This is a genomic window from Streptomyces sp. NPDC024555, from assembly GCF_055559335.1.
In genome coordinates this window covers 282,851-305,911 of record NZ_JBVHKV010000003.1, presented here as the reverse complement: position 1 = coordinate 305,911, position 23,061 = coordinate 282,851, and the positions used below count along the sequence as shown (strand labels likewise).

General features: G+C 72.2%; 22 protein-coding genes and 1 pseudogene. 8 read left to right on the top strand and 15 right to left on the bottom strand.

What is annotated here, in order from left to right; genetic code table 11:
• Positions 1-15 precede the first annotated feature (15 nt).
• On the top strand, positions 16-993 hold the full coding sequence (locus ACZ4FH_RS06755; RefSeq protein ID WP_467302818.1) for a helix-turn-helix domain-containing protein: 978 nt from the start codon (positions 16-18) through the stop codon (positions 991-993).
• A gap of 103 nt (positions 994-1,096) precedes the next feature.
• On the top strand, positions 1,097-1,579 hold the full coding sequence (locus ACZ4FH_RS06750; RefSeq protein WP_383639208.1) for a DUF456 domain-containing protein: 483 nt from the start codon (positions 1,097-1,099) through the stop codon (positions 1,577-1,579).
• On the opposite strand, the pseudogene ACZ4FH_RS06745 reads toward ACZ4FH_RS06750, so the two are convergent.
• Positions 1,504-2,975 (bottom strand): annotated as a pseudogene (locus ACZ4FH_RS06745) (DNA-3-methyladenine glycosylase 2 family protein). The gene ACZ4FH_RS06750 and the pseudogene ACZ4FH_RS06745 sit on opposite strands and share 76 nt — an antisense overlap.
• A gap of 66 nt (positions 2,976-3,041) precedes the next feature.
• A complete protein-coding gene (rsgA, locus tag ACZ4FH_RS06740; RefSeq protein ID WP_467302816.1) occupies positions 3,042-4,178 on the bottom strand; it encodes a ribosome small subunit-dependent GTPase A in 1,137 nt (378 codons plus the stop codon).
• A 324-nt stretch (positions 4,179-4,502) separates the two neighbouring features.
• Here rsgA and ACZ4FH_RS06735 point away from each other — a divergent pair, with 324 nt between their 5' ends.
• Positions 4,503-5,003 (top strand): DUF5949 family protein, encoded by a 501-nt coding sequence (locus tag ACZ4FH_RS06735; protein ID WP_383639199.1) that lies wholly within the window; start codon positions 4,503-4,505, stop codon positions 5,001-5,003.
• 100 nt (positions 5,004-5,103) lie between these two features.
• Here ACZ4FH_RS06735 and ACZ4FH_RS06730 read toward each other — a convergent pair whose 3' ends face one another.
• From ACZ4FH_RS06730 to ACZ4FH_RS06705, 6 genes are all read right to left on the bottom strand, one after another.
• Positions 5,104-5,514 (bottom strand): rodlin, encoded by a 411-nt coding sequence (locus tag ACZ4FH_RS06730; RefSeq protein WP_467302813.1) that lies wholly within the window; start codon positions 5,512-5,514, stop codon positions 5,104-5,106.
• A 120-nt stretch (positions 5,515-5,634) separates the two neighbouring features.
• Entirely contained in the window at positions 5,635-5,841 is a 207-nt protein-coding gene (locus ACZ4FH_RS06725) for a hypothetical protein (RefSeq protein ID WP_467302811.1), read from the bottom strand.
• Between the two features lie 193 nt (positions 5,842-6,034).
• The gene (locus ACZ4FH_RS06720) at positions 6,035-6,445 is read right to left on the bottom strand and encodes a rodlin (protein ID WP_467302809.1); all 411 of its coding nucleotides are present in this window, start codon (positions 6,443-6,445) and stop codon (positions 6,035-6,037) included.
• 126 nt (positions 6,446-6,571) lie between these two features.
• A complete protein-coding gene (locus ACZ4FH_RS06715; protein WP_467302807.1) occupies positions 6,572-6,862 on the bottom strand; it encodes a hypothetical protein in 291 nt (96 codons plus the stop codon).
• Positions 6,863-7,121: 259 nt separating this feature from the next.
• Entirely contained in the window at positions 7,122-7,355 is a 234-nt protein-coding gene (locus ACZ4FH_RS06710; protein ID WP_467302806.1) for a chaplin, read from the bottom strand.
• Positions 7,356-7,650: 295 nt separating this feature from the next.
• On the bottom strand, positions 7,651-8,052 hold the full coding sequence (locus ACZ4FH_RS06705) for a rodlin (RefSeq protein WP_467302804.1): 402 nt from the start codon (positions 8,050-8,052) through the stop codon (positions 7,651-7,653).
• 385 nt (positions 8,053-8,437) lie between these two features.
• On the opposite strand from ACZ4FH_RS06705, the gene ACZ4FH_RS06700 reads away from it, so the two are divergent.
• Positions 8,438-9,337, top strand: coding sequence for a chaplin (locus tag ACZ4FH_RS06700; protein ID WP_467303082.1), 900 nt, complete (start codon positions 8,438-8,440; stop codon positions 9,335-9,337).
• A gap of 83 nt (positions 9,338-9,420) precedes the next feature.
• Here the strand turns inward: ACZ4FH_RS06700 and ACZ4FH_RS06695 are convergent, their stop codons facing one another.
• The 5 genes from ACZ4FH_RS06695 to ACZ4FH_RS06675 form a co-directional block, all read right to left on the bottom strand.
• Entirely contained in the window at positions 9,421-10,356 is a 936-nt protein-coding gene (locus ACZ4FH_RS06695) for a dihydrodipicolinate synthase family protein (protein WP_383641693.1), read from the bottom strand.
• Complete coding sequence (locus ACZ4FH_RS06690; RefSeq protein ID WP_467302802.1) at positions 10,353-11,360, bottom strand: ABC transporter ATP-binding protein; 1,008 nt, start codon at positions 11,358-11,360, stop codon at positions 10,353-10,355. The genes ACZ4FH_RS06695 and ACZ4FH_RS06690 overlap by 4 nt, the downstream gene beginning before the upstream one ends.
• Positions 11,357-13,327, bottom strand: a complete 1,971-nt coding sequence (locus tag ACZ4FH_RS06685; RefSeq protein WP_467302801.1) for a dipeptide/oligopeptide/nickel ABC transporter permease/ATP-binding protein — start codon at positions 13,325-13,327, stop codon at positions 11,357-11,359. Before ACZ4FH_RS06685 ends, ACZ4FH_RS06690 begins: the two co-directional genes overlap by 4 nt.
• A 1-nt stretch (position 13,328) precedes the next feature.
• Complete coding sequence (locus ACZ4FH_RS06680; protein ID WP_467302800.1) at positions 13,329-14,279, bottom strand: ABC transporter permease; 951 nt, start codon at positions 14,277-14,279, stop codon at positions 13,329-13,331.
• Positions 14,280-14,376: 97 nt separating this feature from the next.
• Positions 14,377-15,972 (bottom strand): ABC transporter substrate-binding protein, encoded by a 1,596-nt coding sequence (locus tag ACZ4FH_RS06675; RefSeq protein WP_467302799.1) that lies wholly within the window; start codon positions 15,970-15,972, stop codon positions 14,377-14,379.
• 170 nt (positions 15,973-16,142) lie between these two features.
• On the opposite strand from ACZ4FH_RS06675, the gene ACZ4FH_RS06670 reads away from it, so the two are divergent.
• The 4 genes from ACZ4FH_RS06670 to ACZ4FH_RS06655 all read left to right on the top strand — a co-directional run bounded on the left by ACZ4FH_RS06670 (position 16,143) and on the right by ACZ4FH_RS06655 (position 20,851).
• The gene (locus ACZ4FH_RS06670; RefSeq protein WP_467302798.1) at positions 16,143-16,862 is read left to right on the top strand and encodes a FadR/GntR family transcriptional regulator; all 720 of its coding nucleotides are present in this window, start codon (positions 16,143-16,145) and stop codon (positions 16,860-16,862) included.
• A 167-nt stretch (positions 16,863-17,029) separates the two neighbouring features.
• Entirely contained in the window at positions 17,030-18,031 is a 1,002-nt protein-coding gene (locus ACZ4FH_RS06665) for an acetylxylan esterase (RefSeq protein WP_467302797.1), read from the top strand.
• Positions 18,032-18,046: 15 nt separating this feature from the next.
• A complete protein-coding gene (locus ACZ4FH_RS06660) occupies positions 18,047-19,339 on the top strand; it encodes a GDSL-type esterase/lipase family protein (RefSeq protein ID WP_467302795.1) in 1,293 nt (430 codons plus the stop codon).
• 75 nt (positions 19,340-19,414) lie between these two features.
• On the top strand, positions 19,415-20,851 hold the full coding sequence (locus tag ACZ4FH_RS06655; RefSeq protein ID WP_467302794.1) for a sialidase family protein: 1,437 nt from the start codon (positions 19,415-19,417) through the stop codon (positions 20,849-20,851).
• 273 nt (positions 20,852-21,124) lie between these two features.
• Here the strand turns inward: ACZ4FH_RS06655 and ACZ4FH_RS06650 are convergent, their stop codons facing one another.
• The gene (locus tag ACZ4FH_RS06650; RefSeq protein ID WP_467302793.1) at positions 21,125-21,802 is read right to left on the bottom strand and encodes an ABC transporter ATP-binding protein; all 678 of its coding nucleotides are present in this window, start codon (positions 21,800-21,802) and stop codon (positions 21,125-21,127) included.
• Positions 21,799-22,923: an ABC transporter permease gene (locus ACZ4FH_RS06645; protein ID WP_467302792.1), complete on the bottom strand. Its 1,125-nt coding sequence runs from the start codon at positions 22,921-22,923 to the stop codon at positions 21,799-21,801. The genes ACZ4FH_RS06650 and ACZ4FH_RS06645 overlap by 4 nt, the downstream gene beginning before the upstream one ends.
• Between the last annotated feature and the right edge of the window lie 138 nt (positions 22,924-23,061).

Below are 23,061 nucleotides of genomic sequence, written 5' to 3'. Positions count from 1 at the left end.
GGGAGGGGCCCGAGGATGCTGGGAGCGATAGGTCTCGACGAGAGACAGGAATCGGCCTACCGCGCGCTCGTGGCCCTGGGCGCCGCGGAGGTGTCCGATCTGGCGCACCGGCTGGGCCTCCCCGAGGCCGACACCGAGCGGGCCCTGCGCCGGCTGGAGCAGCACGGTCTGGCCGCCCAGTCCTCGGCGCGCACCGAACGCTGGGTGGCGGCGCCCCCGGGTGTCGCCCTGGGGGCGCTCCTGACCCAGCAGCGCCACGAGCTGGAACAGGCGGAGCTGGCGGCGGTGCTGCTCGCCGAGGAGTACCGGATGGACGCCGACCAGCCGGCCGTGCACGATCTGGTCGAGGTGGTCACGGGCGCGAGCGCGGTGGCGCACCGCTTCCACCAGTTGCAGCTGGGGGCGGTGCACGAGGTCTGCGCCCTGGTCACCGGGAAGCCGATCGCGGTCAGCGGGATGGAGAACGAGTCGGAGGAGCAGGCCGCCGCGCGCGGGGTCTCCTTCCGGGTGGTGGTGGAGCGCGAGGTGCTGGCGCTGCCCTCGGGGATCGTGGAGCTGTCGGCGGCGCTGAGCCGCCACGAGCAGTGCCGGGTGGTCGACCGGGTCCCCACGAAACTGGTCATCGCCGACGGCGCGATGGCGATGGTGCCGCTGACCGGCCGGGGCGCGGATCCCGCCGCGCTCGTGGTGCACGGCTCGGGGCTGCTGGAGTCGCTGACGGGGCTCTTCGAGGCGGTGTGGCGCGAGGCGATGCCGCTGCGGCTGGCCGAGAGCGGCGGCATCGGCGAGGACGCGGCGGGTCCCGATCCGACGGATCTGGAGATCCTGTCCCTGCTGCTGGCCGGGCTGACCGACGCCAGCGTGGCCAAACAGCTGGATCTCGGGCTGCGCACGGTGCAGCGCCGGGTCAAGGGCCTCATGGAGCTGACCGGGGTCTCGACCCGGCTCCAGCTGGGGTGGCACGCCTTCGAACGGGGCTGGGTCGCCCGCTGACACCCCTCGGGGCCGGTCCGCACACCCTCTGAGCTGCACCGACGCCCGCCGGGCCGGGGTGCGACGACGGGCGGGACCGGCCGGACTCCGGCAGGCTGGTGGCATGAGTGTGTGGCAGCTCGTCGCCGTCGGCCTGGTCATGCTGCTCGGCCTGATCGGTGTGCTGGTGCCCGGTGTGCCGGGTCAGGCGATCGTCTGGGCCGCCGTGCTGTGGTGGGCGCTGACGGACATGTCACCGGCCGCCTGGGGCGTCCTGATCGCCTCCACCGCGCTGCTGCTGCTCAACCAGGCCCTCAAACCGCTGCTGCCGCCGCGCCGTCCCCGCGAGTCGGGCGCGCCCCGGCGGACCCTGATGCTGGGCGGGATCGGCGCGATCGCCGGCTTCTTCGTGGTCCCGGTGATCGGCGCGATCGCGGGCTACGTCGGCGTGATCTACGGGGCGGAACGGCTCCGGCTGGGCAGCCGGGGCGCGGGCTGGGCCTCGGTGCGCTCGGTGATGCGGACCACCGGCTACTCCGTGCTCGTCGAGCTGTTCGCCTGCCTGCTGGTGGCGGGCGCGTGGCTGGGCGCGGTGATCTGGGGCTGATCGCCCGGGAGGTCCGGGCCGTGCCCGGGGCATCCCGTCGACGGGGCAGGGCTCAGAGGGTCCGGCGGACCCCGTACGAGCGCCAGGGGCGCCACCGGCCGGAGCCGGGGGTGTCGTACGGGTCCACGTCGGGGTCGCCCAGGGCGCGCATCCGGATCAGCCGCGCGGCCGGGACGGTCATGCCGGGGATCCGGAGCAGCGCCTGTTCGGCCTCGTCCCGGTCGGCGCCCGCGTCCAGCCGCACCGCGCCGTCGGCGAGCGCCGAGGCCAGGGCCCGCAGCCCGGCGCCGGGCGCGGACGCGGCGAGGACGCCCGGCTCCGGGAACACCCGGCTGAGGCCGCCGCAGGGGGTGTCCAGGACCTTCCCGTACGCCTCGACCAGCTCCCCGGCCTCCCCCGGTGCCATCAGTGTCCGCAGGGCGAACTCCTCGGGGTCGGCTGTGCCGGGCGAGCGCACCCCCGGGCGGGCGGCGACCCGTTCCGCGAGGAGCGGGTCGGCGGCGAGGAGGTCGTCCACGGCGTACGGATCGGCGTCCAGGTCGAAGAGGCGGCGCAGCCGCTGCACGGCCGTGGTCAGATCGCGCAGGTCCGTGAGGTGGATCCGGGCCTCCAGCCAGGATCCGGCGGACCGCTCGTCGACGGCGGCGATGCCGGTGCCGTGCGGCAGGCGCAGGGTGCGGCGGTAGGTGCGGGCCCCCGGCTCCCCGGCGACCTCCTCGACCAGGGGCACCTGCTCGGCGGCGAGCAGATCGAAGACCTCGCGGGCGGCGTACGGTCCGCGGTGGGCGAGCCGGAGCGGGACACCGGCGCCCCGGGCCCGGCGGGCCCCGGTCCCGGTGCCCGTCTCGGCACGCAGCTGGCTCGGGGTGCGGGCGTAGATGGTGCGGATGGTGTCGTTGAACTGACGGACGCTGGCGCATCCGGACGCGAAGGCGATGTCCGTGACGGGCAGCTCGGTGGTCTGGAGGAGCACCCGGGCGGTGTGGGCGCGCTGGGCGCGGGCCAGGGCGACGGGGCCGGCGCCCAGCTCGGCGTTGAGCTGCCGCTGGACCTGGCGGGCGCTGTAGCCGAGCCGGCGGGCGAGGCCGGGGACGCCCTCCCGGTCGACGACCCCGTCGCCGATCATCCGCATGGCACGGCCCACCACATCGGCCCGGACGTTCCACTCCGCCGATCCGGGCACGGCGTCCGGGCGGCAGCGGCGGCACGCCCGGAAGCCGTTGCCCTGGGCGGCGGCGGCCGTCGGGTAGAAGCGGACGTTCTTCCGCTTGGGGGTGACGGCGGGGCAGCTCGGACGGCAGTAGATGCCGGTCGTCGCGACGGCGAAGAAGAACTCCCCGTCGAACCGCGCGTCGCGGCTGCTCACCGCCTCGTACCTGCTTTCCTCGTCCCTCATACCGTCCAGTGTGCGTCCCCGGGACACACTTCACTCGCGGTTTTCGGACATCGAGCAGGGGGCCGGCTACCGCACCCTTCCCCGCTTGGCCTCCATCGCGGCCCGCCCCTCGGCGCCCTTGCGCTTCCAGTCGCGCCGGATCTCCGAGCGGACCCGGGCGTCCGTCTTGGCGACGATCCGCTGGTTCTCGCGCCGGAGCTTGAGGTAGCTGTCGAAGCGCCGCTCGGGCAGCGCGCCGTCCTCGATCGCCTCGCGGACCGCGCAGCCCGGTTCCGTCCCGTGCGCGCAGTCGTGGAAGCGGCAGCCCCCGGCCAGTTCCTCGATCTCTGTGAAGACCTGCCCGACCCCGGTCTCCGCGTCCCAGAGGCCGACGCCGCGCAGCCCGGGGGTGTCGATGATCACCCCGCCGGAGGGCAGCACGAGGAGGTTGCGGGTGGTGGTGGTGTGCCGGCCCTTGCCGTCGACGTCACGGGCGGCCCGCACGTCCATGGCGTCCCGGCCGAGGAGGGTGTTGGCGAGGGTGGACTTGCCCGCGCCGGAGGCTCCGAGGAGCACGCTCGTCCCGCCGGAGACGATCGCGGAGAACACGTCGACGCCCTCACCGGTGGTGGAGCTGACGGGCAGCACCTGGACCCCGGGCGCCAGGCGTGCGACGTCCTCGACGAGATGGGCGAGGGTGGCCGGGTCGGGGACGAGATCGGCCTTGGTCAGCACGACCAGGGTCTCGGCGGTCCCGTCGCCGTCCGCCGCCCCCTCACGGAGGAGCGCGTCGCCTCCCGCGCTGGACAGGGCGAGCGCCAGGAAGCGCTCCACCCGGCCCAGGTCGAGTTCGACCGCGAGGGAGACGCAGATGGCGATGTGGTCGACATTGGTGGCGAGCACCTGGCCCTCGGAGCGCTTGGACGAGGTGGAGCGGACGAAGGCGGTGCGCCGGGGCAGCAGCGTACGGACGAACCGCGGGTCGCCGTCGGCGTCCACGGCGGCCCAGTCGCCGGTGCAGACGATCCGCATCGGGTCCCGGGGCACGACGAACGCGGTGTCGGCGCGGACCGTGCCCATCGGGGTCACGAGATCGCACTGGCCCCGGTCGACGCGGACCACGCGCCCGGGAAGCAGACCCCGCTCGGCGTACGGGGCGAACGCGGCGTCCCAGCCGGCGTCCCAGCCGTAGGCGGACAGGGAGGAGGAGAACGAGAGAGACAAGGGAGACCCTTCACAGGGTGGTCCCGGCGGTGCGCACGGCGGCGCACGAACGCGTCAGGTCAGCCGGTGACCACGGGGGTGGAATCGATGTGCTTCGGCTCGTGGGCAGTGCCCACCGCAATGGCCTTCGCCAACGTCCTCACCTCCGGCTCGCCTCGGTCGGTACGGCGGTCGCTCCGCCGTCCGTTACGCGGCACACCCTAGCGTCCGGTACGGGAGCGGCGTCAACGGATTATTTCCGGCCGCCCGTTCTCGCCCGCGCCCTCCCCCGATCGAGTGACACGCAGGGCGATCGACCGGTCGCGGACGGTTAGGGTGCCGGACATGACCTCCCCCCAGACTGCCTCCGGCACCTTCACCCAGGCCCAGTTGGGCACCCTCACCCTGATCGGCTGGAGCGGCGAACACCCCCACACGGGCCAGGACATCGCGTTCCTGCTCGTCTACTCCCTGGGCGACGGATCGGAGGGCCCAGCGGTCGGCGAGAGCGCCATGCGCATCGCGCTGGAGCGCTGCGGACTCCCGGTCGGCGGCGCCGCGGTGCGTGCCGAGGAGAAGCCGGGGCTGCCGGTGAAGCTCCTCGTCCAGGCCGGACAGGCGGTGCTGACGCTCCCTCATTTCTCGGCGCAGTATCCGGTGCCGCCGCAGTGGCTGGCGGCGGCCCACGCCCAGGGCGAGGTGCACGCCATGTTCGCCACCCGCCCGTGGCCGCAGGGCGCCCCGGGCCTCACGGTCGACGAGGCCATCCTGCGGGCCTTCGCCGGGGACCCGGCCGTCATCGAGTCCTCCGCGCACGCGGTCCTCCCGGTCCGCAGCCTGGGCTGACGCCGGACACACCGATGCCCACCCCTCCCCCGTGGAGCGGTGGGCATCGTGCGTACCGCGGGCGGCCGGTAGGACGTACCGGCCGCCCGCGATGTGGGGCTCAGTTGTTGGCGATCCCGTTGCCCGAGAGGACCGGGATGCCCTCCACCAGGTGCGACAGGGCCTCGTCGCCCTTGGCCTGGGTGGAGTTCTCGGCGCACTGCTGGTTCTGCGGCGAGTGCAGGACGTTGATGTCCTGGACCGCGACGGGCACCAGCAGGCCCACGAGGGAACCGGCGTTGGCCTTGATCGGCGCACCGACGCAGAGCTTGTTCAGGGAACCCTGGACGAGCTGGACCTGCGGGCTGCCGTCACCGCGGGTCACGGCGTTGCCGAACGCGTCGACGGCGCCGTTGCCGTTGACGGACGTGGTGCCCCCGTCGTTGCCGATCGCCATGGCCGAGGGGGCCGCGGCGGCGGACAGGCCGACCAGGGACACGGCAACTGCCGCACCGGCCATCATCTTCTTCATCACGCTTCACCTTTCGGAGCGTTCCGTTGGGGAACGTACTGCTCAACCCCCGTCGGAGGTTTCGGTTCCGCAGTTCCACTCAAAAGGGTTGAATCCGGTAAAAGTTCGACGCTTTGGGCGTCAGTCCCGGGGACTCTCCGCGGATGTCCGCGCCCCGGGGACGAGACCGCTCGCGCGGGAGGGGGCCGGGCCCGGGGCACCGGCCTCCGGGGGCGCCGCGCGGTCGCGGGCCGCCTGCCATTCGGCGAGGAGGCGGTCGTAGATCGGGGTGCCGCCCTGCGGGAAGCGGCGCGGGTCCTGCCGTCGTTGACTGCCGTACTGGTCCATGGAGGGGCCCTACCCGGTCCGCCGGGGGCCGCGGCCGCCGCTACGGCAACCGGCCCAGCCGCCCCGCCCGTTCGGGGGAGCCGGGCCCGTCCACGCGACGGGGGCCGGCCCGCCCGGGGCGGCCGGAGATCCGGCTGCCCCGCGACGGACCGGCCCCCTGCGCGGTACGGAACCGCGGGCGCCGGGGTGCCGACTAGTCGTTGGCGACACCGTTGCCGGAGAGCACCGGGATGTTGTCCAGGATGTGCGACAGCGGCTCGTCGCCCTTGGCCTGGGTGGAGTTCTCGGTGCACTGCTGGTTCTGCGGCGAGGACAGGACGTTGAGGTCCTGCACCGAGATCGGGACGACGCCGAGCACGGAACCGACGTTGGCCTTGGCCGGCAGGGCGATGCAGGGCTTGTTGAGCGAGCCCTGGATGAGCGCGAACTGCGGGCTCCAGTCACCGTGGGTGGCGGAGTTGCCGTAGGCCTGGACGGCGCCGTTGCCGTTGACCGACGTGGTGCCCTGGTCGTTGCCGATCGCCATGGCCGCGGGAGCGGCGGCAGCGGAGACGCCGACGATCGAAGCGGCGACGGCGGCCGAGGCCATAATCTTCTTGATCACTGAAAAGCCCTTCTCGGGTTGTGCGTGTGCCCGCCTGTCCGGCACGGTCTGATCAACTCGCCCCGGCGGGAATGGTTGTGGCGCTTCACTCGAACGGTGTGCCCGTGCGCGCCTTCGTACGAGGTGTCAGCCGCCGACCGGGAGGCCGCCGATGAGCGGGGCGGCGCCCTTGGCCGCCTCGGTGGCCTGACCGGCGAGCTTCGTGACCGTGCCGTCCTTCGTCAGGGCGTCGGCGGCGCCGTCCACAGCCTGCGAGACGGGGTCGACGACCTGCGGGGCCGCGGCCGTCACCTGGTTGATCCCGCCGTCGAGGCTGAAGCTGGGGGCCGTGGGGTTCGCGGCGGCGAAGGCGGGGGCAGCCGTACCGAGAGCGACCACGGAACCGGCGACGAACGCAGCTGTCTTCGCGTACTTCACTGTCGGATTCCCTTCTGCGGCGGCATGGCCTTCCGTCGCGTACGCGCGCCGCACCGGCCTTCCGTGGCGGTGATCCATGCCGCATTCCCTCTGCACAACGAGCGGTTCACGGGTGGGCAACTGGAAGGTCCCGCTTTTCTGCGCCGTATGTGCCGGGACATCGGTCGCTTTTCCGGTGCGGGGGAAATGAGAAAGGCCCCGGACGGCGCTGTGCGCGGTCCGGGGCCTTCCGGTGCCGAAGGAATTCGGCGGGTTTTGCTCAGGCGTTGACGCAGGTGTTCCCGAAGGCCGGGTTCAGCAGGCCGACGACGTTGATCGTGTTGCCGCAGACGTTGACCGGCACGTGAACCGGAATCTGGATGGTGTTGCCGGAGATGACACCCGGCGAGTTCACGGACGCGCCCTCGGCGCCGGAGTCGGCGAAAGCCGGAGCGGCGGCGCCCATCGCCATGAGGGTACCGGCGGCGACGGCGGCGATCTTGGTGTACTTCACTTTTCTACCCTTTCTTCGGCGGAGTCCGGAGCGGCTACGACGTTCGTGCCGCACGAGCACGGTCCTGCCCCTACTCGTAACTCCGCCGCTGTCATTCGTAACGATTTAGGACGGTAAGCGAAACTCTTCCCGGAGGATATTCTTCGGAATCCGCCCGAATGACGCAGCTCCGGCGCATCCGGCGTCACGGCCGGATGCGCCGGGACCCTTCCGGGGTGGCCCCGGAAAGGACAGCAGCAGGCCCGGACCGCGCGGAGGAGGAACGCCGGCGGTCCGGGCCTGCTGACCGGCCGGATCAGCTGTTGCCGGCACCGTTGCCGGAGAGAACCGGGATCCCGCTCAGGATGTGCGACAGCGGCTCGTCGCCCTTGGCCTGGGTGGAGTTCTCGGTGCACTGCTGGTTCTGCGGGGAGGACAGGACGTTGACGTCCTGGACCGCGATCGGGATGAGACCGATCAGCGAACCGGCGTTGACCTTGGCCGGCAGACCGATGCAGGGCTTGTTCAGCGAGCCCTGGACCAGGCCGAACTGCGGGCTGCCGTCGCCGTGCGTCTCGGCGTTGCCGAACACCTGCGAAGCCCCGTTGCCGTTGACGGAGGTGGTGCCGCCGTCGTTGCCGATGGCCATCGCCTGCGTCGCGCCGAGACCGAGGATGGAGGCGGCGACGGCGCCCGTAGCCAGGACCTTCTTGATCACGATGAACCCTTCTCGTACTGGACGCCCCGTACCGGAGCGCCCTGATCAACTGGCCTCCCGGCGTTTGGTTATCGGCATTCACCCGAATGTCGGGGTGAGGCGGACGTCCGTACGAGAGATACATCGAGAGCCGACGATTCATCGACCCGAACGCCTATACGTAGACCTTCCGAGTGATCACAGGATTTTCACGGATTCCACGTTTCCCGCCCACCCGACCCTCGTTATGGGTGTCGTCAAGCCTGCCCGGCGGGACGGCCACCCCCGCAGGTCGGTCGGGCCCGTCGGTTGCTGCACCGCCTGATGAACGAATGCGGGTCGATCACGCACCCGCGAGAACAAGTCCCAAGGAAGGGCAACGATGCGAAAAGCCTTGAGTAAGAGCGTGCTCGTCATGGCGGCGGCGTCAGGCATCCTGACCGCCTCCGGCGGCTACGCGTTCGCCGACGCGTCGGCCGAGGGCGCCGCGATCGGCTCGCCCGGAGTCGGCTCGGGCAACACCGTGCAGGTGCCGGTGCACGTTCCGGTGAACCTCTGCGGCAACACGGTCAACGTCATCGGTGCGCTGAACCCCGCCTTCGGCAACGAGTGCGAGAACGAGAGCGAGGGCGCCTCGGCCGGCGACGCCCAGGGCGCGAGCGCCTCCGGTGTCGCGGCCAACTCCCCCGGGGTACTGTCGGGCAACCTGATCCAGGCGCCGGTCGACGTGCCGGTCAACGTCTGCGGCAACACCGTGAACGTCGTCGGTCTGCTGAACCCGGCCGCGGGCAACGAGTGCGAGAACGAGAGCGGCGGCGGCACCGAGGTCCCGCCGGAGCCCACGACCAACCCGCCGCACCCGCACGGCCACGACCACGACTGCCACTGCGGCGGTCACCACAACCCGCCGGAGCCCCCCAAGCCGCCGAAGCCGCCGGTGCACCACCACGACCACAACTGCCCGCCCAGCCACCACCACAACCCGCCGAAGCCCCCGAAGCCGCCGGTGCACCACCACGACCACAACTGCCCTCCGAGCCACCACCACAACCCGCCGAAGCCCCCGAAGCCGCCGGTGCACCACCACAACGACGACTGCCCCCCGAGCCACCACCACAACCCGCCGACTCCTCCGGCGCCGCCCACCCACACCGGGTGGCACCACACGCCGCACAAGCACCACAAGCCGCCGCAGATGGCCCACACCGGCGCCAATGAGAACCTCGGCATCGCCGGTGGCGCCAGCGCCGCCATGGTGCTCGGCGGCGGTCTGCTGATGCGCCGCGCCCGCGCCGCGCAGAAGTAGTCGCCCGACCACGCGAAGGGGGCGGGCGGGACAGCCACACGCTGTCCCGCCCGCCCCCTTCCGCGTACCGTGATGACTTTCCGTCAGATGCGGTCGAGGCCTGCGCGCTCCAGACAGGCGGCCACCGCCTGCGTCTCCGCCGCGTCCAGCCGCCGCATCGGCGGGCTCATCACATTGGTGGCGATGATCCCGCGGAGCATCAGCGCGGTCTTGAAGGCGCCCAGCCCCGCCGCCGTGGCGGACGCGGTGCCGGGGCGGGCGGCGCGGATGATGTCGAACAGGGCGACGAGGCGGTCCTGTTCGGCCGCGGCCGCCGCCCAGTCGCCGCGCACCGCGGCCTCGTGCAGCCGGACGTACCCGTGCGGGTCGACGTTGCCGAGCCCCGGCACCGAGCCGTCGGCGCCGCCCAGCATCATCGCGTCGACCACCAGTTCGTGACCGGTCAGCACGGAGAAGTCCGGCAGTTCGCGGGCGCCGATGGCCAGCCGGCGGAACGAGCCGTCGTCCCCGCTGGAGTCCTTCACCCCGGCGAGGACACCGTCGGCGGCGAGCGGCAGCAACAGTTCCGGGTCGAGCTTGCTGTGGACGCAGACCGGCACGTCGTAGGCGAGCAGCGGCAGGTCGACGGCGGCGGCGATGTCCCGGAAGTGCCGGTCGATCTCCAGGTCGTGGGTGCGGGTGTAGAAGGGCGCGGTGGCGACGACGGCGTCGGCGCCGAGGGCGGCGGCACGGCGGGCACGCTCGATCGCGCGGTTGGTGGTGGTCTCGATCGCGCCGACGAGGACCGGCACCCGGCCGGCGGCCGACGCCGTGACGACCTCGATGACCTCGTCCTGCTGGGAGGGCGTCAGATACGCGGTCTCGCCGGAGCTGCCGAGGGCGAAGAGCCCGCTGACGCCGCCGTCGAGAAGGTGGCCCACGACCCGCTCCAGGGAGGGGCGGTCGAGCGCGCCGTCCGCGGTGAGCGGGGTGACGACGGGCGGGATCACTCCCGAGTAGCGGGGGGTTCGGGCGGTCATGCGGTGCTCCTTGCGGACGGTACGGGGGCCGGGTCCCCGGAGGGGGACGTGGGGGTCTGGGGGTGGACGCAGTGCCAGCGGCGTCCGTCGGGGCCGTCGGTCGCGGCCGGGAAGGCGGTGGAGCAGTCGGCGTCGGCCTTCCAGCAGCGGGTGGTGAACGGGCAGCCGGGCGGCGGATTGGTCGCCGAGGGCACCGGGCCGGTGAGCACGATGCGCTCCGTGGCCTCCATGAGGCTGGGCGTCGCGGAGAGCAGGGCCTCGGTGTACGGGTGGCGGGGGCTCGTGGCCACCCGGTCCGCGGGGCCCTCCTCGACGATGCGGCCGAGGTAGAGGACGGCGATGCGGTCGGCGAGGTAGCGCACGGTCTGGATGTCGTGCGAGATGAACACCATGCCGAGGCCGAGCCGGTCGCGCAGGTCCACCAGGAGGTTGAGGACCTGGGCGCGCACGGAGACGTCGAGGGCGGAGGTGGGTTCGTCGGCGACGATCAGCTCCGGTTCCAGGGCGAGCGCGCGGGCGATGGCGACGCGCTGGCGCTGGCCGCCGGAGAGCTGGCCGGGCAGCGCGGCCAGGGTGTGTCCGGGCAGGCCGACCAGGTCGAGCAGTTCCGCGACCCGCGCCTCGCGCTCCGCCCGGGTGCCCCGGCGGTGCACATCGAGCGGGTCGCGCAGGATCTGACGGACCGTGAGGCGGGGGTTGAGCGCGGTGGAGGGGTCCTGGAAGACGACGCCGACGGCGGAGCCGAAGTCGTGGCGGCGCTCGGCCCCCGGCATGGTCCACAGGTCCTTGCCGTGGAAGCGGACCTCGCCCTCGGTGGGCTTCTGGAGTCCGGTGAGGACCCGGGCGAGCGTCGATTTGCCGCAGCCGGACTCGCCGACCAGGCCGACGATCTCGCCGCGGGACACCTCCAGGGTGGCATCGGTCAGGGCGTGCACGGCCGTGCGGCCGAAGAGGCCGCCGCCGCGTGCCTTGTGGCGTACGTGAACGCCGTCGAGCCTGATCACAGGGCGCTCCCTTCCAGCTTCTTCGCGGCGTCCGCCGGGTGGTGGCAGGCGAAGCCGTGGTCGTCGGCGGTGCCGCGCGCGGTGAGCGCGGGGGTGGTGGTGCGGCAGAGTTCGGTGGCGGCGGCGCAGCGGCCGGCGAACCGGCAGCCGGCGCCGAAGCCCTGGGGGGCGGGGACGATGCCGCGGATCTGGTGGAGCCGCTGGGCACCGGCCTCCAGCGAGACCACGGAGCCGAGCAGGCCGCGGCTGTAGTGGTGGCTGGGGTCGGTGAGGACGGACCGGGTGGCGCCGACCTCGGCGAGCCGGCCGGCGTACATCACGGCGACCCGGTGCGAGAGGTCGCCGACCAGGGCGAGGTCGTGCGAGACCAGGACCATGGCGAAGCCGAGTTCGTCGCGGAGCTCGACGAGGAGTTCGACGACCTGGGCCTGGACGGTGACGTCGAGGGCGGTGGTCGGTTCGTCCGCGATGAGCAGGCGGGGGCTGCGGGAGAGGGCCATCGCGATGAGGACGCGCTGGCGCTGGCCGCCGGAGAGTTCGTGCGGGTAGCTGCGCAGGGTGCGTTCGGGTGAGAGGCCGACGAGTTCCAGGAGTTCGGCGGGTGTCTTCGTACCGCCGCGCGAGGTCAGCTGCCGCAGCTGGGTGCCGACGAGGACGGAGGGGTTGAGGGAGGAGAGCGCGTCCTGGTAGACCATCGCGATCTCGGGGCCCATCAGGGCGCGGCGTTCCTTGGGCGGGAGCTTCAGCAGGTCCCGGCCGCGGTAGAGGATTTCGCCGCTGACCTCGGCGTTGCGGGCGAGGAGGCCCATCACGGCGAGGCTGGTGATGGACTTGCCGCAGCCGGACTCGCCGACCAGGCCGAGGGTCTCGCCCTCGTGGACGGTGAAGTCGAGCCGGTCGACGACGGGGATGTCGCCGTAGCGGTCGGGGAAGCGGATGGCGAGGTCGCGGACGACGAGGAGTTCACCGGCGTCCTCGCGCACCGGGGTGATGGTGGACGGGGTGGCCTCGATGTGGGCGGCGAGCCGGACGAGGGCGGCGTCGACGTCGGTCTCGGCGGCGGCCTCGACCGGGTCGGGTGCGGTGGTCGCGGCCGGGTCGACGGCGACGCGCGCGGCGCGGGGCGCGGCGGAGGCGTCGGTGAGTCCCTCGGAGAGGATGTTCAGCGCGAGGACGGTGACCAGGAGGGCGAGGCCGGGGAAGAAGGTGGCCCACCAGCCGCCGGCCAGGAGGATCTGCCGTCCGTAGGCGAGGACGCTGCCCCAGCTGGGGTCGGGGTCCTGCACGCCGGCGCCGATGAAGGAGAGGCTGGCCTCGAAGATGATGGCCTCGGCGACCATGACGGTGGCGAAGACCATGACCGGGGCCATGCAGTTGACGGCGACGTGGCGCAGGACGATGGAGCCGCGCCGGGCGCCGATGACCTTCTCGGCGGCCACGTAGTCCTCGCCGTACTGCGCGAGCACGTTGGCGCGCACGACGCGGGCGAGGGAGGGGGTGTAGACGAAGGCGATGGTGAAGATGATCACCGGGACGCTGGTGCCGAAGACGGCGACCAGGACGGCCGCGAGGGCGATCGGCGGGAAGGACATGACGACGTCGAGGGTGCGCATGACGGACTCGTCGCCGAGCTTGCGGGAGGTGGCGGCGAGGGAGCCGAGCAGCGATCCGGCGATCAGCGCGCAGAGCGTCGCGCCGAGGCCGATGACGAGCGAGTAGCGCGCGCCGTGCACGACGCGGGCGAACACGTCGCGGCCGGCCCGGTCGGTGCCGAACCAGTGGGCGCCGCTCGGGGCCTGGACGGGGTCGCCGGTGGCGAGCGGGTCCTGGGTGAGCAGCGGGGCGAGTACGGCGCCGAGGACGACGACGACCAGGACGCCGAGGGCGACGCGGGAGGTGACCGGGAGGGCGCGGAAGGCGATGCCCGGACGGGAGAGCTTCTTGGCCAGAGAGCCGGTGGCGAACATGTCACACCGTCCTGATGCGCGGGTTGACCAGCAGATAGAGCAGGTCGACGATGACGTTGACCACCAGGAAGGCGATGGCGATGGTCAGTACGGTGCCCTGGACCAGGGCGACGTCGCCTCCGGTGACACCTTCGAGGATGAGTTTGCCCATGCCGGGCAGGTCGAAGATCGCTTCGATGACGACGGCGCCGCTGAGCAGGTAGCCGACCTTGACGCCGAGCACGGTGAGCGGGGTGACGAGCGCGTTGCGCAGCACCGAGCGGATGACGAGGAGGACGGGGAGTCCGTTGCCCTGGGCGGTGCGGACGTAGTCCCGGTCGAGTTCGGTGACCATCGCGGTGCGGATGAGGCGGGCGAGGGAGGCGGCGACGGGGACGGCGAGGGAGACGGCAGGCAGGAACATGGTGCGCAGCCAGCCGCCGAAGGAGTCGGCCATGTTGGTGTAGCCGCCGGTCGGGAAGAGCTGGGTGTTCAGCGCGAACTGCTGGATGAGCAGGACGCCGAGCCAGAACGACGGGACGGCCACCCCGGCCATGGAGAGCAGCCGGAAGAGCTGGTCGGGCCAGCGGTCGCGGTACATCGCGCCGACGACGCCGCCGATGACGGCGAGGACGACGGCGATGATCAGGCCGAGCACGGTGAGCTGGAGGGTGAGCGGGAACGCCGCGCCGATGCGGTCGGTCACGGGCTGGCTCGGCGGGACCGTCATGCCGAGGTCGAAGTGGAGCAGCTGGCCGAGGAAGTGAAAGTAGCGGACGGGCAGCGGGTCGTTGAGGCCGTTGGCCTCGGCGAACGCCTCCCGGGCCTCGGGAGTGGCGCTCTCCCCGAGCGCGTTGAAGGCCGGGTCGACCGGCGAGAACTGCAGCACCACGAAGACGAGCAACGCGATGCCGAGGATCATCACCGGCATCATCGCGACGCGGCGCAGCGCGAGCCGGAGAAAAGCAACCATCGTCGGGTTCCTTGCGGTTGGGCGGGTCGTCCGGTCCGGGACGCCGGGGGTGGACGGTGTCCCGGACCGGGGTGGGGGGGGCTGGGGCCGGGCCCGGTCAGGCGCGGGCGACGTCCAGGAAGGACAGGCCCGTGGTGGGCAGCGGCTTGAAGCCGGTGAGGGACTTCTCGTTCCAGGCGGTGGGCAGCTTGCGGTGGAGGATCGGGTAGAGCGGGACCTCGTCGGCGACGAGGTCGGTGATCCGTCCCCAGAGCTGCTTGCGGGTGGCCTCGTCGGCGGCCGCGGCGGCCTGGTCGAGGAGCTTCTTGACCTGCTTGTAGGCGGGGGTCTTCGACCAGGCGTAGCGCTTCTCGGGCCAGAAGCCGTAGTAGAACCAGCGCATCAGCAGGTCGACGTCGTTGCCGAAGACGGAGGGGTCGCCGGGGGCGACGAGGACCTCGAAGTCGCCGCTGTCGACCTTGGCGTACTGGGCCGCGGACTGGGCGATGTTGAGGGTGGCGTCGATGCCGGCCGCCGCCCAGCTCTCCTTGATGAGCGGGGCGATGTCCTTGACCCAGCCGGTGTCGGCGGTCAGGACGGTGAACTTGAGGTTCTTGACGCCGGCTTCGGCGAGGAGCTGCTTGGCCTTGGCCACGTCGTGGGTGTAGACGGTGGCGGCCTTGTGGTAGTCGGGGTGGGTGGCGGGGACGTAGCCGGTGGCGGCGGCCGCGTTGCCGACCATGGCGGTCTTGATGATCTTCTCGGTGTCCAGCGCGTAGTGCAGGGCCTGGCGGACCCGCTTGTCGGCGAACCGCTTGTCGGCGGTGTTGAACATCAGGAAGAGCAGGCCGAAGGACTGCACGGACTCGGTCCTGGCGCTGCCCGAGAGTCCGGCCACGTCGATGTACGGGACGTCCTCGATGGCCTGGACGCGGCCGGAGCGCATGGCGCTGACACGGGCCGACGGGTCCGATATGAGGCGCCAGATCATCTTCTTGGCCTTGGCCGGGTGGGGCCCGTTGTAGGCGTCGAACCTCTCGAAGACGATCTTGTCCTCGCGGGTGGCGGAGACGAACGCGTACGGGCCCGAGCCGACGGGCTTGGCGTCGAAGCCCTTGACGTCGGCCTCGACGACCTTCTTCGGCACGATCCGGGCGACGGCGATCCGGGACGGGAAGAGCGCGAAGGGGTACTTGAGCTTGAACTCCACCGTGCCGGCGTCGACGGCCTCGACGGTGTCGATGAAGGGCACGAACTGCGCCATCAGCGAGGCGTTCTTCGGGTCCAGGATGCGCTCGAAGCTGAACACCACGTCGTCGGCGGTGACCGGCGAGCCGTCGTGGAAGGTGGCGCCCTTGCGGAGGGTGGCGCGGTAGGTGGTGGCGTTGATCTTCTTCGGCATCTCGGTGGCGAGCGCGGGGCGGGCCACGAGTGTTGCCGGATCGAGATCCACCAGGCCCTCGAAGATGTGCATATTGGCGGCGTACGGGGTCGCGCCCGAGGTGATCATCGGGTCGAAGCCGGTCGACAGCGCGTAGGACAGGCCGGCCTCGATGAGGTCGGTGCCGCCGCCCTTGCCCGCCGAGCCGTCGGTGGTCGAGGACGGTCCGCCGCAGGCGGACAGGCCCGCCGTGATGGCGGCCGCGGCACCGATGGCGCCGGTGTAACGAAGGAAGGTGCGGCGCTCGACACCGGCTGCTCTCAGCTCGGGCACGGGTCCTCCAGGGACGTGAGGTGGGGCGAGATGGGTCGGAACGGGGGGTTCCGCGGGGTCCGCGGAACGACCGCGGAGCGCAGAGCATCAGACGTCAGATGTCTGATGCCTTGATAGCGTGGGAACGTAGCTTGACAATCGAGAGGGGTCAAGAGGTGGGGAGTTCACATATGTCCGGTACGAGGTCCGGCCGGCAGCTGCTCCGGCAGGAAGTCGTCGACGGCATCAAGCGGTACATCCTGGAGGAGCGGCTGCGCCCCGGGGACCCGCTGCCCACCGAGCCCGCCCTGTGCGAGGCGCTGGGCGCCAGCCGTTCCAGCGTCCGCGAGGCCGTGAAGATCCTCAACGCGCTGGACATCGTGGAGGTCCGGCACGGTCACGGCACCTACGTGGGCCGGCTCAGCCTGTCCGCGCTGGTGGAGAGCCTGACCTTCCGCGGCCTGCTCTCCCCCGACGACGACTTCCAGGTGATGGCCGACCTGGTGGACGTGCGCGAACTCTTCGAGCGCGGCATGGCCGACCGGATCGTCTCGCTGCTCACCCCCGAGCAGCTCGACAGCCTGGACGCGCTCGTGGCCACCATGCGCGCGACCGGCGCCCAGGAGGGGCACGGCTTCGTCGACGCCGACCGGGCCTTCCACGCCCTGCTCGTCGCCCCGCTCGGCAACGACCTCATCGGCCAGCTCTCGATGGCGTTCTGGGACGTCTACGCGATCGTCGCACCGCATCTGGACGGCTTCACGCACGCCGACGAGACCGAGACGATCACCGCCCACCAGAACATCGTGAACGCCGCCCGCGCCGGTGACATCGCCGGTTTCATCAAGTCGCTCGGCGAGCACTACGCCCCGGTCAGACGCCGGATCTCCGAGGCCCGCGCCCGCCGCTGACGTTCCGCCCGCACCCTCCCGGGCGGGCGGACGCCGTCCGGCCGGACCCTTGACGCCCCCGTGCGGGGATGCCTAGGGTCCGTGTACCGACAGGACATCTGACGTCATCCGTCTGATGACTCGGCGACCTCTCACAGGCCCGCACCACCGCCCCAGGAGGGCACCCCATGCCGTTGACCGACCTCTCGCTCGCGGACTGCCTCGCCCGCCGGCCCGATCTGCCGGTCCCCGCCGACTTCGACGCCTTCTGGTCGAGGACCCTCGGCGAGGCCCGCGCCCACCCGGCCGCGAAGGCACGGTTCACCGAGGTCGGGACCGGGCTCACCCAGGTCCGTACGTACGACGTGACCCTGCCCGGCTTCGACGGGCAGCCGGTCCGCGGCTGGCTCCGGCTGCCGGCCGGGGCGAGCGAACCGCTCGGCTGCGTCGTGGAGTTCCTGGGGTACGGGCGCGGCCGGGGCCTGGCCCACGAGAACCTGCTCTGGGCCGCCGCCGGGCACGCGCACCTGCTCATGGACACCCGCGGGCAGGGCTGGTCGTCCGCCGGGGGCGACACCGCCGATCCGCACGAGGGCGCGCCCGGGTCCGTTCCGGGTTTCCTCACCCGGGGCATCGAGAGCCCGGAGACGTACTACTACCGCCGGCTGTTCACCGACGCGGTGCGCTGCGTGGACGCGGTGCGCGACCGGCCGGAGATCGACCCGGACCGGATCGTGGTGACCGGGATCAGCCAGGGCGGCGGCATCGCCCTGGCCGTCGCGGGGCTCGTACCGGGGCTGGCCGGGGTGATGCCGGACGTGCCGTTCCTGTGCGACATCCGGCGCGGGGCGCAGATCGCGGGCCGTCCGCCGTTCACCGAGATCGCCGAGTACCTCAGGCTCCACCGGGACCGCGCCGAGTCCGTCCTCGGGACGCTCGCGTACTTCGACGCGGCCCTGCACGCCACCCGGGCCACCGCCCCCGCCCTGTTCTCCGTCGCGATGATGGACGAGATCTGCCCGCCCTCCACGTGCTTCGCCGCGTACAACGGCTACGCCGGACCCAAGGACGTCCGGGTCTACGCGTTCAACGGGCACGAGGGCGGAGCGGAGTACCAGCAGCGGGAGCAACTGGCCTGGGTGCGTTCCCTGTTCGCAGGCCTGTCATCGGGGCAGGCCGGCCACTCCTGACCGGAGGCACCTTCCGTGCGCAGACGATCCATGCTTCTCGCCGCCGGCGCGGCGGCCCTGGGCAGCCAGCTCGGCGGCCGCGCCCTCGCCGCGGGGCGCGGCCCCGTCCTGGACCACGACACCCCCGTGGACCTGGACGGCACCGAGTACGTCGACCTGTCGAACCGGGTCGGCGTACTCGCCCCGCTCACCACGGGCACCATCGTCGTCACCTTCCGCACCACCAGCCACAACCAGGCGATGACGCTGCTCAGCGCCTCGGACCCGACCGCCCCCTCCTCGAACCTCACGCTGAACCTGAGCGGCGGCGCCCTGCAGTTCTCCGTACGGGAGAAGGGTGCCGTGCTCGCGAATGTCATGACCAGGACATGTTACGACGACGGGCGGAGCCACACCGTGGCCGTGACCGCCGGCCCCTCCGGCATCCGGCTGCACGCCGGGGGCCGTACGGTCCTCGAAACCGCCGCACACCCCTTCTTCGGCCACGTCTCCGGGCTCGGCTCGCTGTCGCTCGGCCGCAACACCGACAGCGACCACCCCGGCGGCGAATGGTTCTGCACCGGCACGATCGAACGGGCCGCCGTCTGGGACCGGATGCTGAGCGAGAGCGAACTGGTCGCGCAGTGCCCCGACCCGGACCTCACCGACCTGGGCCGGATCTCCCTCCTCCTCAACGGCGACACCCCGGCCACCTGGGTCCTCACCGGCGACAGCATCACGCACGGCGCGCTGCACACCCACGGCCGGCGCAGCTATCCCGAGCACTGGACGGAACGGGTCCGCTGGGAGCTGGGCAAGCCGAAGAACCGGGACTTCGTCATCGACACCGGGGTGAGCGGCGCGACCGGCGCGGAACTCCTCGCGCAGTTCGCCCAGCGGGTCACCGCCTTCGCGCCGCAGGTCGTCTCGGTGATGATCGGGACGAACGACATCGCGACGGCCGGGCGCGGCCCCGAGGCGTACCGGGCCGATCTGGTCTCGCTGGTGCGTGCGGTGCGCGCGCTGCCCGGCTCCCCCGTCCCGGTCCTCCAGGCGCCCAATCCGGTCGATCCGGCGAGATGGCCGGGGCGGGTGGGGCTCTCGCGGTACGCCGAGATCATGAGCGAGGTCGCGGCCCAGGAGAAGACGGTCTTCGTCGACCACTACAACGACTGGCTGACCGGCGACGGCGGCCAGGTCCCCCTCTCCCTGCTCAGCGACGGGCTGCACCCCAATGAGCGGGGCCACCACCGCATGGCCCTGAAGATGATCAAGGACCTGCGGATCTTCGACGCGGGCAGCGCGGTGTGCTCCCTGCGCGTCCCGTAACCCGGACGCCGCACGCACTCCCCCGCGAGCCCCCCTTCCGAGAAGCACCATCCCTTCCGAGAAGAGAGACCGTCCATGCAGCGAACCGTTCCCACCGCCCTGCTCGGCGCCGCCCTGCTGGTGGCCGCCACGGCCGTCACCGGCCAGGCCTCGGCCGCCACCCCCGGCACGCTCACCTCCCAGGACCTGACCGTCGACGGGGTCGGCTCCCCGCACTACCGCATCCCGGCCCTGACCACCTCGGTCAAGGGCACGGTCCTGGCGGCGTACGACGCCCGCCCCACCCTCGGCGACCTGCCGTCCAACATCGGCATCGTGCTGCGGCGCAGCACGGACGGCGGGACGACCTGGCAGGCGCAGCAGGTGGTCCGCAAGGACGCCGCGCCCGCCGGTTACGGGGACCCGAGCCTGCTCGTCGACCGGCAGACCGGCCGGATCTTCCTGTTCTACGCGGCCGGGGTCAACCAGGGCTTCTTCGGCTCGGCCACCGGCACCGACGAGTCCGACCCGAACGTCCTCCAGGCCGACTACAGCTACTCCGACGACGACGGGCTCACCTGGACCCACCGCCGGATCACCAAGCAGATCAAGAACCCGGCCTGGGGCGGGATGTTCGCCGCGTCCGGGGAGGGCATCCAACTGCGCAACGGGCCCCACAAGGGCCGGCTGATCCAGCAGTACGCGATCCGGAACAACGGGGCCAACTACGCGGTCAGCGCGTACAGCGACGACCACGGGGCGACGTGGAGGACGGGCACCCCCGTCGGCCCCGGCGGCGACGAGAACAAGACGGTCGAGCTAAACGACGGCACGGTCATGCTCAACAACCGCTCCGCGCCGTACCGCACGGTCGCCCGCTCGACCGACGGCGGCGTCACCTACACCCCGTTCGTCCAGGACACCGAGCTGCCCGACCCGGCGAACAACGGCTCGATCATGCGCTACGCCCCCGACGCACCCGCGTCGAACCCGCAGTCCTCCTGGCTCCTGTTCAGCAACACCGAGGCCACCTCGCGCAAGAACCTCACGGTCAAGATGTCCTGCGACAACGGGAAGTCGTGGCCGATCAAAAGGGTCGTGGACGCCGGTGCCTCGGCGTACTCGACCCTGACCCGGCTGCCGGACGGGCGGCTGGGGCTGCTGTACGAGCGGGGCAACTACGAGCACATCACCTACGCCTCGTTCGACCTGAAGTGGCTCGGAGGGACCTGCGCCGACATCACGATCACCCCGCCTGCGTCACTGAAGGCGGGGACCACGACGGACGTCACGGTCCGGGTGGTCAACCGGATGGACGTGCGCCGCAGCGCGGGCACGGTGCAGCTGTCCGGGCCGGCCGGCTGGACGGGCGCGACGGTGGCGTTCCCGGCGACGCGGCCGGGCGAGGGTGCCAACGTCAAGGTGCCGGTGACCGTGCCCTCGGGGTCCTCCGGCTCCGCCGTGCTGACCGCGACCTACCGCGCGGACGGCAAGCAGGCGTCGGGCAGCACGGCGGTGACCGTCGCGCCGTGACCGTTTCGTCGTGGCGTGACCGTCGCGACGGACTCGTTCCGTTGCGGCGTGATCGTCGCGACGCAACCGTTTCGTCGTGGCGTAGCCGTCACGCCGTGACCGTTGCATCGCAACACGACCGTCGCGACGCACCTGTTCCGTTGCGGCTCGACCGTCGCGACGCAACCGTTCCGTCGTGGCGCGGCCGTCACGCCGCTACCGAACCGTCGTAGCGCGACCGTCCCGACGGAACCACACCGTCGCGACGATACGGCTCCGTCGCGACGGCACCGGTCAGCCGGCCGGGGCCGCGGCCGTCAGGGCGGCCATGTCCACGACCCGGTCGGCGGTCTCCGCCACGGCCGGGTCGTGGGTGGCGACGACGGTCACGCAGGCGTCCTGGTGGGTGCGCTCGGCGAGGAGCGCGGCGAGGTCCCCGGCCTGCGCGCGGTCCACGGCCGCCGTCGGCTCGTCGATCAGCAGCAGCCGGGGCGAGAGGAAGAGGGCCCTGGCCAGGGCGGTGCGCTGGCGTTCGCCGCCGGAGAGCTGATCGGGGCGGTGGCGCAGCCGGTGGCCGAGGCCGACCCGGGTCAGCGCCTCCTCGGCGCGGGCGCGGTGGGCCCGGGGGCGTGCGCCGGTGAGCGAGACGACGGCGAGCAGTTGGTCGACGCAGCTCAGCCCGGAGAGGAGGTTGCCGCTCTGGAACATGTAGCCGATCCGTTCCCGGCGGGCCTGGGCGCGCCGGGCGTCGGAGAGCGCGGCCAGGTCCTCGCCGTCCAGCAGGACCGTGCCGGCGGTGGGCCGCAGCATCGCTCCCGCGACGGCCAGGAGGGTGGACTTGCCCGAGCCGGACGGGCCGACGAGCGCGGTCATCCTGCCCGGTTCGAAGGTGACGTCGAGCTGGTCGAGGACGGTGGTACGGGCGTCGTCGGTGCCGAACGCGACGGTGACGCCGCTCAGTTCGAGGCTCATCGGTTGGCTCCCAGCATGGTCAGCGGGTCGGCTCGGGTGACCCGGCGCAGGGTCAGGACGGTGCCCGCGAGGCCGACGGCCGCGACGGTGCACATGGTGGCGGTGAGGGTGGCGGCGGGCAGGCTGAACGGCACCTTCTCGCCGACCAGCAGGCCGACGGCCCCGGCGAGCAGGGCCCCGGCGGCGGTGCCGAGGACGACGACGGCGGCGGCCTGGAAGAGGGTGTGGCCGAGCAGCCGGCGGCGGGAGGCGCCCAGGGCGCGCAGCAGGGCGAGTTCGGGTTGCCGCTGCACCGTCCACACGGCGAAGAAGGCGCCGACGACGAGGGGGGCGATCAGGTAGAGGAAGACCTGGATCGAGTTCATGGTGACGCGCTCGCCGGTGTAGCCGGGGGCGGCCTCGTACGCCTTCTCCTTGGTGAGGGTGGTGGTGGAGAGGCGGGTGTCGAGGGCGTCGGCCGTCTCCCCGGCGGGTGCCGTGCGCAGGGCCAGGGCGCTGTACTGGGCGGGGATCGCGGTGGCGGTGGCGGCGGGGGCGCCGGGGGTACTGAAGCGGATGCGCTGCCAGGTCGTCAGGGGCACGTAGGCGACGGGCACATGGCCGTAGCTGGAGCGTTCGGTGGCGCCGACGACGCGCAGCCGGATGCCGAGGCGGTCGATGACGAGGGTGTCGCCGACGCGCACGCCGTCGTCGGCGAGCTGGGCGGACATCACCAGGGTGTCGTCGCCCGCGCCCTTCAGCCCCTTGCCCTCGCCGGTGGAGGGGGCGAGGAAGGAGTCCGGGTCGACGCCGAAGGCGGCGATGTCGACCTCGGCGCCCCGGTCCGTGGTGCCCCGGGTGATGGAGACGCCGAGCGGAGTGAGGTCGGCGCCCGACCCCTCGCGCCAGGCGGTGGCGGTCTTCTCGTCGAGGAGGCTGCGGGCGAACTGGTCGGAGCGGGCGTCCGAGGAGAAGACGAGCCGTTCGGCGGGCAGTCTCCGCAGGGCGGAGATGGTGTCGTCGCCCAGTCCGGTGGTGAAGCCGGAGACGATGCCGACGAGTGCGGCGACGAGCACCACGACGGACCCCATGAGCAGGAAGCGGCCCCGGGCGGCGCGCAGTTCCAGCAGTGCGAGGAACACGGCGGTTCCCTTCGGTGGATCGATGTTAGGGACGGTGTGTCGCCAACATAGATGATGGGGACACGGCGTCCCCAAGTGGGGGGTGGGGTGAGACGTCCGGGGGCCGGGGCGGACCCGGCCCCGCCCGTACGGCACGCC